Source organism: Microcoleus sp. N9_A2 (assembly GCF_036701775.1).
Taxonomy (GTDB): Bacteria; Cyanobacteriota; Cyanobacteriia; order Cyanobacteriales; family Microcoleaceae; genus Microcoleus.
The window spans coordinates 15,147-28,971 of the sequence record NZ_JAUBRH010000050.1 but is presented as its reverse complement, the minus strand read 5'-3'; the positions used below and the strand labels follow the sequence as shown (position 1 = coordinate 28,971).

At 45.9% G+C, this 13,825-nt stretch carries 9 protein-coding genes; all 9 read right to left on the bottom strand.

Annotated elements, in window-relative coordinates:
- Positions 1 to 45: 45 nt before the first annotated feature.
- On the bottom strand, positions 46 to 324 hold the full coding sequence (locus QUA44_RS23040; RefSeq protein ID WP_015178374.1) for a type II toxin-antitoxin system RelE family toxin: 279 nt from the start codon (positions 322 to 324) through the stop codon (positions 46 to 48).
- Complete coding sequence (locus QUA44_RS23035; protein ID WP_333250698.1) at positions 311 to 580, bottom strand: type II toxin-antitoxin system Phd/YefM family antitoxin; 270 nt, start codon at positions 578 to 580, stop codon at positions 311 to 313. Before QUA44_RS23035 ends, QUA44_RS23040 begins: the two co-directional genes overlap by 14 nt.
- A 161-nt stretch (positions 581 to 741) precedes the next feature.
- Positions 742 to 1,047: a small RNA NsiR4-regulated ssr1528 family protein gene (locus QUA44_RS23030; RefSeq protein WP_333250700.1), complete on the bottom strand. Its 306-nt coding sequence runs from the start codon at positions 1,045 to 1,047 to the stop codon at positions 742 to 744.
- Between the two features lie 271 nt (positions 1,048 to 1,318).
- Positions 1,319 to 4,534 (bottom strand): helicase-related protein, encoded by a 3,216-nt coding sequence (locus tag QUA44_RS23025; protein ID WP_333250702.1) that lies wholly within the window; start codon positions 4,532 to 4,534, stop codon positions 1,319 to 1,321.
- Positions 4,535 to 4,684: 150 nt separating this feature from the next.
- Positions 4,685 to 7,510, bottom strand: coding sequence for a DUF1156 domain-containing protein (locus QUA44_RS23020; protein WP_333250704.1), 2,826 nt, complete (start codon positions 7,508 to 7,510; stop codon positions 4,685 to 4,687).
- A 460-nt stretch (positions 7,511 to 7,970) separates the two neighbouring features.
- Positions 7,971 to 8,354 carry a hypothetical protein gene (locus QUA44_RS23015; protein ID WP_333250705.1) on the bottom strand — a complete coding sequence of 128 codons (384 nt, stop codon included), beginning with the start codon at positions 8,352 to 8,354 and terminating at the stop codon, positions 7,971 to 7,973.
- A 4-nt stretch (positions 8,355 to 8,358) separates the two neighbouring features.
- Positions 8,359 to 8,787, bottom strand: a complete 429-nt coding sequence (locus QUA44_RS23010) for a DUF7680 family protein (protein WP_333250707.1) — start codon at positions 8,785 to 8,787, stop codon at positions 8,359 to 8,361.
- Between the two features lie 312 nt (positions 8,788 to 9,099).
- On the bottom strand, positions 9,100 to 12,411 hold the full coding sequence (locus QUA44_RS23005; protein ID WP_333250709.1) for a DUF499 domain-containing protein: 3,312 nt from the start codon (positions 12,409 to 12,411) through the stop codon (positions 9,100 to 9,102).
- A gap of 118 nt (positions 12,412 to 12,529) precedes the next feature.
- Positions 12,530 to 13,495 carry a threo-3-hydroxy-L-aspartate ammonia-lyase gene (locus QUA44_RS23000; RefSeq protein WP_333250711.1) on the bottom strand — a complete coding sequence of 322 codons (966 nt, stop codon included), beginning with the start codon at positions 13,493 to 13,495 and terminating at the stop codon, positions 12,530 to 12,532.
- Positions 13,496 to 13,825 lie beyond the last annotated feature (330 nt).

Sequence of the window (13,825 nt, the reverse complement as noted above, 5' to 3'; positions counted from 1 at the left end):
AATAATTACCAGATATTTAGAGCAGCATCCCTGAGAAGGACTTTCTTAAAAAAGGCGCTCTAATTTTTTGTACACTTCATCATCGTTCCGCTTACCAACTAGAATAATTTCTACCAAATCTTCTTCGGGATTAAAGCTGTAAATAATCCGATATTCGCCACTATCTACCCGATAATAACCCGGATATCCGATTAATTGCTTGCTATCATTAGGTAAAGGATCGACATTCAGTGCTAACACTTTTTTAGCAATTTGAGCCGCTATTTTAGGTTGCAAACCCTTGAGAAAGTCGAGAACTGTTTGTAAACCATCAAGTTTCGCCATTTGCCAGTTGTGTTAGTGTTTCTACAAAGGTTTTAGTACCAACCATTTGAGACTGACTCAGGGCAGATTTTGCTGCTTTTCCTAAAAGCATATCTTCTAATTCCATCAGTCGCTCTATCAAGCGCTGATAGGCATCAGCGGACATAATTACGTGGCTGGGCTGCGATTTATCTGTGAGTAAAACTGGCTCCACAGCAGCTCGGTTAAAGACTGTCCCCTGTGGATTACATACTTCTGCGAGGGTGTAACTTTGCATGACAGATGTTATGAGCGTGGGTTATGTCTATTTTAGGCAAAATCGGCAGCAACAGGCAAGATGCCTGTTCCACAAAGAATTGATTTTCTTGTGAAACAGGTCAGAAAGCCGGTTCATAAAAGGCTTATTGAGAATGGTGCAAGATGTGGGATAAATACGATCTATTTACCGCCGTAGTAAAAAGCGATTTCTTTCTCTTTCAGCGGTGCAAAGTTTGCCGCAACCAGCATTTGATCGAGTTCCTCTTGTCCGATGTGTTTGACACCGATTCGGACAATGCGCGATCGCATGGTGTTTGATACGCCACTGCGCTGTCTCCCGGCTTCTAAGCCCATCACTTGCTCGTACAGGTCTAATTTTGCCTTGGGAATCGGAGTGCCGTCAAAATCGTTTCCAGAGGCGATCGCAACATCGATCGCATCTGCACCAGTTGTAGATTGAGCCGCTGAGTTTGTTTCTGAAGACATTGTGCAAATTAAATAAAAAGGACGATCTTGACAGTTGACAGTTGACAGTTGACAGTTGACAGTTGACTTCGGAGTGCGAAGTTTTTAGGCAGGGGATTTAAGCCCCTGCCTAAAAACAATCCACCTAAAGGTGGGGGCTTAAATCCCCTGTGCTTTGGTCATTAAAAGTAGTTTAGCCCTAAAAGTGTCAAAGTTGAGCACCAAACCCTAGCAATGCTCAAAAAAGGGTAAACTCGTGAAACAGGCTAAACAGTCCGCCCACAGTGTTCGATTAAGAACAGTTTGACATAAGGTCGATCGCACTTAGCATTTCTTCAAACAACGGATTCCCAAAACTCATAAATTGCAACGAAGCATTTTCCTCAAAGATATCCGGGTAAAATGTGAGACAATAATCGCGACTTTTATAGTTAAGCTGCCAAGTGCGATTTTCAGAGCGATCGAAGATAGCGCCAATCTGCTTTAAAATCAAAGAATTGACAAACAAATCTTCGATGGTTTCAGGAAACAGAGAAGTCGGCGGCAGAGGTTGACGGATTTCCTGCAAGTCTGATTCTACATCCATCGCGACCATTTCATCGAGGGCGGGACGCAAAGGCGGCGCGTCTAAAATGCGATCGAACTCTCGCAACAAAACACCCTCTTCTTCGGGATCTGCACTCATCACGGCCTGTTCGATGAAAGTTGGAACTGTTGCAAGAATTGGTTGCAAATTGCCGACAACGCTTTGAAAAGCATTGATGCGATCGCGCAATTTCCTATAAACCTTCGCCTCTACAGTGCCGTCGTAATAAAAATTGTGTATCCTGACTGTATCATAAATCTGTCCGATGCGATCGAGTCTGCCGATTCTCTGTTCCACTCGCATCGGATTCCAAGGCATATCATAATTGATTAAAACCCCGCAGGTTTGCAAATTTAGCCCTTCGGAAGCCGACTCGGTACAAAGTAAAATTTTGATGATTCCTTGAAGGAATTTGGCTTTGATTTGTTCCTTCGGAAAAGTTCGCCATTCCCCATTTTGGTACAACTCTCCCCCGCGCCCGGAATAGCAAGCAATTTGAGCACCATATAATTGTTGTAAAGCACTTCTGAGATAATCCATCGTGTCGGTGTATTGCGTAAACACGATCGCACTTTCGCGCTCATTCAGTTCTTGACGCAAGATTGTGATAAAGTGGGAAAGCTTGCTATCTTCCCCGGTATTCTCGAACCGATCGAGCAAATCGACTAAATATTTAATTTCTTCCGGGTCTGCTGGTGCAAAATAACCTTCCATACCTTCCAAAATCACATCATCCGCATCATCTAAATCCTGAAAATCATCCTCAGTAATGCTAATCCCTTCGAGGCGGCGCTGTAAGGATTCGCGGATGGCATAAAAGGAACTTGTCAGCCGTTTGCGGTAAAGAGTCATCAAAAATCCTAACGCCTTACGGTTGTCTTTTTGCGCTAAATTGTAAAAATGGCGGACGTAATTGCTGACGGCGAGATAAAGCGGCACTTCGCGGTTGTTTTCTAAAGTAATCGCATTATCTCTGACTTCGCGGTGGGGAATATCTCGTTCCAATAATCCCCGCTGATAGTATTGGCGTAAGGTGTCGCGGGTGTGGCGAAACATCAAATCTTTGAGGGGAGTATTCACTGTCAAATATTGGCGGGAGGCGGCGATAAAGGCTTCGTCATCAGCGATTTGTTGCGGGTTGACTCGCTGGTTTTTTTCCCAGACATCGCGCAACTTATAATATAACAATCGATCGCGCTTTTGGAGATATTCCTGCAACCGATCGCACGGCAAACCTCCTTCCTGGAAGTAACCGACAGACATCTGCTGCCAAAAACGTACATTCTGGCGATCGGGCTTTGCCGACAGCGTGCTAAAATAATTGCAGAAATTCTCACCATAAGACCAATGTCCGCGCAGTCCCAGAAGGTGCAATAAATCGAAAACTTCGATCGCATCAATCTGCATCGGCGTGGCGGATAATAACAAAAGCGATCCGCTTTTTTCCTTTAACTGCTGCATTAGCTGAAGCAGCCGGTTCGGCGTTTCCTTGCGGTTTTGCGGACTTTGACGGCGGGCGTGATGGGCTTCATCGAGTACCACCAAATCCCACGGTTGCGCGTCTAGGAGTTCTTTTGTGCGATCGCTCCGGCGGACTAAATGAGATGATGCTAAAATCAGATTCTGGGAATTCCAAATATTCTTTTCCCCAGACACACTTTTCTCCCCATACGGATTCTTTAACTCACCTTTGTTGTAACTCCAAAAGTGCAAATTAAATTTTTCGCGCAACTCTTCGTGCCACTGCGGCTGAATGCTGGCTGGTGCTAAAATTAACACGCGCTTGACTTTTTGGCTGACAAGCAAGTAACGCAAAATTAACCCAGTTTCGATAGTTTTTCCCAAGCCAACTTCATCCGCAATTAGGAAACTCTTCGGGAAACTAGCAGCCACTCGACGCAGAATTTTAATCTGATGCGGCCAAGGTTTGATGGGAATAGATTTCAAACAATAATCGAGACAAGTTGGTGAAGCATACAAATTGAAAAGCGGTTCAAACTTAGCATAATCTTGAGATAACTCAAAATCCCCAATAACTCCCCCTAAATCCCGACTCCCAACATCCGTTACATCCGCTAAATCCGCTACAAAATCCGTTGCCTCATCCGCTACATCCGCTACAAAATCCGCTGCCGAACCCTCCTCATCCGCTACATCCGCTACATCCGTTACAAAATCCGCTGCCGAACTTTCTTCCCGATTCCACACAGGCTTACTACTGGGCGCGTAACTGAGTAGCTTATTTTTCACCGCTTCCGGCACTTCAAAAACGCGCACATTCGGCGATAAATTGTTCCACAACTGTTCAAACCGAAAAATCTCTTCGTTCACTCGTTCTGCATCTCGGCCGCCTTCCCAAGCACAATAAACATGGAAAGATTCAACATTGCTTTCCCAACCGCTGAGAGATTCGTTATTAGAACCGCTAAAAGCTAATTGCGCGCCCTTGCTGTCGGTAAAAATGCCGACTTTTTCGTGAAATATATGCTGGCGATCGAGTAAACTTTCACTATCTACTGGTAAACCGTTAGATTTGAGGGGAACGGCGATTTTAATATCGAGATAACTGTTTTGAATCAGCCAACTGAGGATTTCAAAATGTTTGAGTTGGGCGAAGGTTTTGGGCGGCTGCAAATCCGTATCGAGGCGGATGGTAACAGCATCTCGCAGGGCGTAACCTTGTTGGATAGCTTGCAAATCTTGCGGGCTAAACTGACAGCCCATGATTAACCGCATCCGCCCGCAATTGTGCAGCATTGCGCCCAATCCCTGCGCGACTTTGCTGAGGATGGCGCTGTTGAAAAAGCCGGATTTGCGATCGTACTTAACAGCACATTCTAGCGCGGGAATGTAGAAATCGGCGATCGGGTTATTTTCATTGCTAGAATAACTAATCCGCCAGGGATAATCTTGTAAATTCATGTTATTAGATTATTTGTTATGTCCCACAATCTTCGCTCCCCCTAAATCCCGCTTAAGAAGGGGGCGGGCACGGGGGCACCGCCCCTACAGAATTAAACTCTTGTCCCCCCCTTCTTAAGGGGGGGTTAGGGGGGATCTCTTCTCATTCTTTCAACCACCTACATTCAAATCCAAACTCAATTGTCCCTCAAAGGGAATATCCAATTGTTGATAAAAAACCTTCGCCTTAATCTCATCCATCACCAACCACAAATCCAACAAAGCCTTCTCCTCCGGTATCCGCTTCTTCTCATCGCCCAAACGCGGAATCACTTTCAGCGCCACCTCAATCGCCCGCATGAAATTATCATTATCCGTCAAATTAGCTTTCTTCATAAACTCGCGCACAATTTGAATATTTCCATCCTCCTGATACAGCGCAATAATTGCGTGCAATCCATCCACTAAATATGTCAGCGAAAAATCTTGCGGATTCACCGAAAAAGCACCTTTTTTCAGGCGCTGTTTCGGTGTCAAAAGCTTGCAAGTGCCGCTAACCGAGTCAATCAATTTGTATTTTTTGGCTAAATCAACGACATCGAAACCGCCCACGGCGAGGGCGAGTTGTCGCGCTTCATCGAAGGGGAATTCGACGGCGCGGAAGGCATCCCAGGCGAGGAAATACCATTGAGTCAGGGCGTCAAATCCGGCGGTATCGGTTTGTACGAGTTTGCGGAAACGGTAGTTTGCAATGGCTTTTCTGGCTTCAGCAAAAGCAACTTCCGGGCGCACTTCTTCGCCGCTGCTGTTGAGGATGGGATAGGAACGGCTGAACACGTTTAAAGCCGGGCCGAAGGCGCTTAAATAAAGGTCGATTCCCGTGATTTTGTTGGCTTCAAATTCCGGGGCTCGCTGTTCGACGAGATTGGCGACTTCCGGGCGCAAATCGTCCCACCAAGCTTGGGCGGCGTTGGTGTCGCGCTTGCGGCAAACTAAAAGGACTGTACTGGAAACTGAGTTTTTCTTGGCTTGGTGGAGGTTTTGGGGGTTTTCGGTACTGACGGCCCAGGATGCGGTAATCTCGAAACCGGCATCGATGAGGGATTTTGTGAGCACGTCCCACGCGCCGGATTCTTTGTGGTTGAATTGGACTGTCATCACGCCGTCATCGCGCAAAACTCGGTAATATTCGCTAAAAGCTAGGGCCATTTTTGCTTCGTAATCTTGGGCGGCGAGTTCGTCGGGGGATGTGCCCATGTTGCGGAAGCGCGACGGATTGGCCACGGCTTCTCTATCTTTGTCGGTGAGTTCTGAGTAGAATAAATCGGGGAAAATATCGCCTAATGTGCGCTTCATCCAAACATAGAAAAAGTCGGAAATTTCGGCATATTGAATGGTGGAATAGTAGGGCGGGTCGGTGATAATTGCATCGACAGATTTGTCGGGAATGTGGTAGAGGCTATCGGCGGATGCGGAATTGATTTGGATGGTTTTTGGGTCGTATTGTTCGATACCGGGTAAGCCGATTGAGTGGGGTTTTGTTCCGAATAAAGCGCAAAGCTTTATATATTGCTTGCTAGCAGTTTCATTACACCATATCCACAAATATGGATCGCCACTTGTTTCACCATAATTCCATAATAAATTTAGTGCGTGTTGAGCTGATGCTCTACGAAGAACTCCGACGCTTGAATCCCAACCTGAAAGACGACTATTGATATCAACACATCTATCTAATACTAAAGCTAGATAAGTAATAATCGCCTCTACCTTCTCCACTTCATACTCAGCCTGTAGCAGCGCCTTAGCTTCGTTGATAATTTCTACATAAGTGACAAGCGTTAGCAACTGGCGAGGATTAAAGAGTTTATCCCATGTATTCATTCCATAACGTAATAACTCATTTGTTTTTTCACCGGGAGTTACTTGAACTTCCCAAACGCCTGAAATTAAAAGTTTATCTAATTTATTTCTTATGTATAATTCAGACTTGGCAATTCCGTCTAAATCTGAATCTGTCGGAATTCTAAACTCTAAACTACCTTTGCCTTGTTTATAAGCAACTGCATAAAGTTGATACCCCAACTTTCCTGATTTCGCTTGAGATTTAATTACATCATCTTCAATCACAGTATCGCAATTCGGGCATTTACCAACACTTCTGCTAATCGTATTATAAACACTCGGATCGTACTCACCCGCATCGGTTTGAATCGTCGTATCCTTGCCTTTCTTCCCCTTCACCAACTCAAAATCAACCCGCTTCTGTGCCAAGTTAGGAATTGGTTTCACCGCACACCATTTATGTAAATTCTGCTTTTCCGGGCGCTTATACAACCACCAATTCGGACTCAAAGGCACAACCGACTGACAACTCGGACAAACCACCGTATGAGCCCACAAATAATTCTGCACAGTTTCCTCACCTTGACTTCCCCCCTTAGCAAGGGGGGATTGAGGGGGGTTAGAAGGGAAAAATTCCGCCAATCTTTTCTCGGCTTCATCCCCCACCCATTGCACCCATTTATCAATATCCTCCTGCAAATCCGGGCCAAATTTCAGCGGATACTCCATAGCCGCCTTCATCGTCACCACCGCCACCGGATTGAGATCCGACGCCAACACATTCAACCCGTACCGCGCCGCCTCAAACGGAATGCTTCCCCCACCCGCAAACGCATCTAAAATAGTCGGCGTGCGATTCCCCCACACCTTCTCGCAATAATCGTGAACCTTCTTAATTCGCACCGAAGACGGGGGAGTTTTGTAGAGTTTAATTTCCTTCCCCGGTTCCAATCCCAGCAAATATTCAAACTCTTCTAAAGAAATCTCTGCGGGTAAAATCGACGCCAACACCGAAGCGCGAGAAAACGATAAAGGTTTGCGCGAATACCAGCGGTGCAAACCTTTAAATGGATTCCCGCCGTGTTCGTAATTAACCTGCTCGTTTAGCAGGTTGACGGGCATAATTTTCTCGATGAATAGGTGAGGGCGCATGATTTTTTGGGTTATTTGTTATTTGTTATTGGTTATTTGTTATTTGTTATTGGTTGTTGGTTATTTGTGAGGTGCCACAATCTTCGATCCCCCTAAATCCCCCTTAAGAAGGGGGACTTTGAGCGCGCTTGTGCCACAATTATCGATCCCCCTAAATCCCCCTTAAGAAGGGGGACTTTGAGCGCTCTTGTCCCCCCCTTCTTAAGGGCAGGGCTGTTTCATTCTCTTGTAGGGGCAGCCCCCCGTGGCTGCCCCAATCCATGAAATAACGAAAAATCGTCGGTGAGGAGGGTCGGCACGGGGGCACGACCCCTACAAAACACTGTTTTTGGTGAGAATGAAACAGCCCTGCCTTCTTAAGGGGGGTTAGGGGGGATCGTTGGCCCTAGCTCCTAGCCAGCCCCCAAAAGGATTCATTCCAAACTGCAATTTGCATTGGTATTATCCAAAAAAATCTCGCTCAATCTTCAAATACCTCGGTCTTTTCAATGATAAACCATTCGTGGTACAATACTGCTAAGAAAAACTCTTGTCCTTTCGGGCGATCGCACACAGCCATATATCCCGATACAAACATATCATCGTCAAAAGTTGTATCCTTAAGAAACAGAGTCAGCGAGTTACCATCCGCACTCCAAATTGCCCGCAAAATCGTGATATTTTGGTGACGGGATGCTTCAACGGGCAATAACACCCACCGCCCCTCAATTTCGATGAATTCCGGTTCCCCGTATTCAAACTCAGACTCCCATGTATCCGGCCCTTCATGCTTCTCAATAATTCGATCCCACCGCACTGTTTTAATCTTGGCTAAAGTTTCGTTTGACAAATCAGCTACTTTCATCAGATTAATCTCCTAATAATATTCGCAAAGCTTTCAAAGCATTTGAACGATTGCCATTAGCAATTTTTCCAAACCAATAATGTGCCTCTTCATTACTCATCGCCATAATCCCTTCGGCAATATTAGCAATTCGTTCAGTTTTCGATAGCGGTTGCAGCGATTGAAATAAAATCGCCAAACTTACGCCGGATTCTTCTGATAAAATATAAGGCGTTTGTCGCTGCTGAGATAAAGTTTTTGGATCGTAATTATTCGCTTTGAGAGTTGCATAAATTTTTTGTCTTGCCAAAACCAGCGCATTGCCTTTAAGTCGCCCCAATTTTTTAGCAGCAGGACGTTTTTTCTCTCCCGCTTTCTTGTAAGCACATTGGTAGAGTTCCAAGGCGAAGTTGTTATTATCTAAAGGCAAAACTCGTAACTGAAATTCTTGCATGAGCTCTGGGCGGGGCGGGTTTATGAGATATTTTATTTGAGGCGTAGATGGTTGGTAAAACCCGCCCCTACATGGCACTAATTATATAACAAATCAATCTACATATTCGATCGTCTCCGAGGGATCGCGATTCTTGTAGGGGCGGGTTCACCAACTATCTACGCAATCAACCAACCATCTCAAAAACCAGCCCCGACCTATGTATTATGCTGGTATGTTAAAAGAGGTAGATTGCGATTTACCGTGGGTGGGGGCGGGTTTTTGAGAGTGTTAATTTTTGCCAAATATTGTAGGTGAACCCGCCCCTACATTTCAATACATCACTCTTGCCATTAAATTTAAACGCTCTACTGGGTTGCGATCGAGCGTTTGTTTTATACTGCTAATATTCGAGGCATTTGCTGGCAAAGCTGGCTTGAATTCTAAGGTGATTTTCAAACTAACAGTTGCTTGCGCGTCGGGGCTGTTCAACAAACTGTTGATAGTCGAGAAAAAGCTCTGAAATCCCCGCATTTGTCCTTGATATTCCAGCCGCACAAATTGGTCGCCGGTTTGAATGGTTGCGGTTTGGTCGATTTGCGGTTGCCAGCGCTGCAATAGGGAAATTGCTGTTCCCAATTTGCGATAATCCATGACTTGATTCACAGACAATTCTAGCACTTCAATGCCTTGAATTTTGTTGTCGCTGATGCGATCGCCCAAACCAGCAAAAACCACATTCACCGTGCCGTCAAGTTCGATAGTCGGCGGTTTCGCCTCCCACAAACTCGGCTGTAGCCCTCCCACCACATAAACAGGATTGTCGCCCTCTCCCACGCTAGGAACTTGCGAATTTAGATTGACATTGGTTACTTTTTCTGCTGTTTCTCCGTTGCCGTAATCGGCCACCACCCGAAAAATAGTGTTATTCACAATGGTGATTTCACACTCATCGGAAGGGAAGAAATTTCCCGGCACTAAAATACCATCTTGATACAAACTAACCGTCAGTGATCCTTTGGCTTTCCACCTGACGCGCACGAGTTTTGCGGCATCCGTACCGGGCATCAATTGAGCGCTGAGTTCCACTAATTTCGGCGCTGGAGGTTCGAGAATGCCGCGTCTGTACAGGATCGGACGATCGCTAAACTCGATCGTCTCTGGCAACACCAACACGCTATCATCGGTTTTGATAAATAAGCGTTCCCCAACTTTCATATCCCAATTCCCCATTTTCAAACCTTGGCGAATCGTCTCCCGCAACATCGAAACTTCCGCATCCAGCAGAATATTCAAACTCAAATCCTTAGCAAAAGCATCGCGCAGCGCCTTCGTTGTCCAATTATCCAAACCCGCAGGCCAAACTTTTTGCAAGATAAAAGCCGGCGCGAAGGGTTTAGCTTCATCCGCGCGAATTTTGCCGCAATCTTTCAGGGCTTTCAAAATCACATCCTGCTGGTTGCTATTGCCTTTCACCGTACTGGAATCGTGGGCGGTAAGAGTGTAGTGCATCAACCCTTTCGGTGCTTTTACAGGATCGTTTGCAGGATAGAATAAATGGCGGTAAGCATTAGTCAAAGACACTCTCACATCTAAATCTTTCGTGCCTTTCAGATCCTTCAATTTCTTTTGCTGGCTTCCCGATAAATCTTCCATCCGGTTCGGGCTGTTGAGAATATTTTTAATTGCTTGATATTCTCTGCTATTTTCGATCGCCTTTTCAAATTCTAGCCGATTTGCCACCAAAAACAACAACCGATTCCGGTAGGTGCGAAACTTCCCCGACTCGCCGCTGTTGTTAAAAATTCTCTCGACTAATGGCGGCGCTGCGTCGGTAGAAGCATTCACCGTATCTGCGTCGAAGTCGATCAAACACAGCGCCACATCATCCGCGTTGTCGTCTACATCTCCGGGACTTTGGGGATTAGAAACCAAACTAAAAAGTCTCTTAGCAAAAATGCTATCCCGGCGCGTTTGCAAATCTTCTTTTGCCGCCAAAACCCCGACTTGTTCCTTTTCCTCGGTAATAATTTTGTTAATCGAAGGTTCTTCCTTAAACCGCGCCAAGGAAGTCATCGAATCGAAGTCTAAATACCAGGCTACCTTAGTCAATGTTTGTAAAGCGCGATCGACAAAACCGCTATCAACCCCCGGAGTCAGCAGCGACAAATTCAACTCAGCGAGGCGAATTCCCGAAGAATTTCCCTGAGTCAAAGAATGCAAAAATATGGTTCTACTTATCCAAGTAGAAAACGGCGGTTTTCCGGCTGCTGTCCATTCCGCGTCTTGCAATTGTGCGTAAGCCGGCCTACCATCGGGATTGTAGATATCCGCGCCGATGGGATTCCGCATGGGCGATCGTTGCAACCGAGAGGTAAGATCGTTAGTAATTTCCTTATCCATCCCCACCGGAATGTGATGCGTGTGAATCATGGGCACAAACGACTCAGAATTCAGAATCCTGACTCCAGAATTGTCCCCCCTAAATTCTGCTTCATTCTTCATTCTTCCTTCTTCCTTCTTCCTTCTTCCTTCTTCCTCCCACAAATGTCGCACGACTTGCGCGAACAATCGCAAAGCCCCCCGCGTCTTCTGGAATTCAGGAATCGAAGCAATTTTTTTAGTCAGCAGATTGAACAATTCCGGGTGAAACGGATAACTTTGGGCGATCGCCTTTGAGTATGACGCATCTTTGCACCCATCGGGCAAATTAACGCGACAATTCCGATAAGCAGCCAAATATTCCGACGCCGCTTTTTGGGCCGCTTCCTCGCTAACTTTAGCAAACACGCGCTGTTTGACAATGTTGTAAATTTCGATATCTGTAGAAGGACTCAACACCCTTTCTTGTCTTGCGGAAGCCCGCATCGTTTCTTGCAATTCTGCGGTTTCTTCAGCAAAAGTATCTGCTGCGGAAGCGAGGGAATAAACCAATACTAAATTATCGCAGGCCGCCGCCAAATCCATCAAGGAAAACAGGAAAGCTACAACTTGTTTAGCTAAATCGCTTCTGCCAATTTGTTTCGCTTTTGCCGATCGCAAATACCGCGCAATTTCATCTAAAATAATCACAGTCGGCTGTCCGCCCGTCAATCTTTCTAGCACAGAAGTACCGGGACTGACACCGCTTTTGTCGCTACCTTGCACTAACTGATAGCCTTGAATCCCGCCAATTTGGTAAGCAATTTCGCCCCAAAGCGTATAAGTTGTCAAACCGCTGTCGGCATGATATACTCCTTGTTCTGGGTCTAAATCTCGACCATCGATCGCTGCAACTTGTAAAGGGCGATCGGGAATCACACTAATATCTGTAAAGCGTTCCAATCCGTGAATTTCTCGCCCTAGCTTGCAGATATGCCAGAGTGCAATTTCATCGTGAGTTTTGCCACCCCCAAAACTCGTTTCCAAACGAATCACCCCAGCCCCAGCGCTTTGCTTCATCAAGCGGCCAAAAACTTCGTTAATCAGGGTTTTGATGCCGTCTGTGGCGAAGGTATTAGCAAAGAAAGTATTTGGATCTTGATAAACTTGAGGTGCAGTTCCTTCAACTACCAACCGCAATTTTGCAGCAAATAAATCTAGAGACAAGTCTCCTGATAAAATTTCCTCTCTCGGTACGCAGGTATCAAAGATTAATTGCAACATCTCAAAGATCCTTAACTAATAATATCAATTCCGCTCTTCATCCGAATTATTCATCTCTCTCTTGTCTCCCTCTGTGTTCTCTGCGTTCTCTGCGGTTAAATCATTCCGATCTCCAATACTAATGACTAAAATCGACATTTCCCCCGCTGACAATTACCCCAATCCTCGCATTCTCAGCCTGCACAACACCTGACAACAAAGCCGCCACCGCTAACACTCCCGTCGGTTCAACAACTATCTTCATGCGTTCCCACATAAAAAACATTGTGCTGCGAATTGCCTCTTCAGAAACAGTTGCCATATCATCAACATAATGCAGCACCAAAGGAAAGGTTAATTTCCCCAAAGATGGTGTGCGCGCACCATCAGCAATCGTATCCGGGTTAGTAACAGTTTGCAGCGTTTTCGTGCGGAACGATCGCGCCGCATCGTCTGCTTGCTGGGGTTCTACTCCTATTACTTTACACTGCGGAGACAAAGTTTTTGTCGCGATCGCGCATCCCGAAAGCAAACCCCCGCCGCCACAGCAAACCAGCAGCAAATCCAACTCCCCAACTTCTGCGATTAATTCCAGCGCCGCCGTACCTTGTCCCGCAATCACCCGCGCGTCATCATAAGGAGGAATAATTGTCAAGTGCCGTTCTTGCCCAATTTGGGCGGCTAACTCTTCGCGGGAAACTTGAGTTCGATCGTACAAAATAATCTCTGCACCATAGCCACGAGTCGCCTCTTGCTTGACTTTTGGCGCATCTGTCGGCATGACAACAGTAGCAGGAATATGTAATAACTGGGCCGCAAGGGCGATCGCCTGCGCGTGATTTCCCGAAGAAAAAGTCAGCACTCCGTTTTGTTTTTCGGCTTCAGATAGCTGCATCAAAGCATTGCAAGCACCCCGAAATTTAAACGAACCCGTGCGCTGAAAGTTCTCGCACTTGAAAAATACCTGAGAATTCGTCTGTTTGTTGAAAGTTTCCGAAGTCAGCACCGGCGTCTTGAAAGCTATGCCCTGCAAGCGATTGGCCGCCGCCTCCACATCCGCGAAACAGACTGACAAGGAATTTTGGGTACAGAAGTCGGCACTCATAGATTGTATATTGGGGCGATAGATAACTCTATTTGTAGGGTGGGCAATGCCCGCTTCACTCCTACCATTAAACTATAAATTCTTATCATAAGCTGATTAATAATTATCATTAGCGGTTGCGCTTAATGGTAAAAAAAGCTGTTGACTAAAATCAAAAAGTAAAGGGGCGTTTGTACTTGCACAGGAGAGGGATTAATGAATACAAATTTAACCACCGCCCGATTAATTGTAGAGAAACGGCACGGCGCCGTGTGCTGATTTTGGGTAATATCAAATCCGTTGGCATCGGAATTATTCAACTCTCTCTTCCCTGTCTCTGTATCCTCTGTG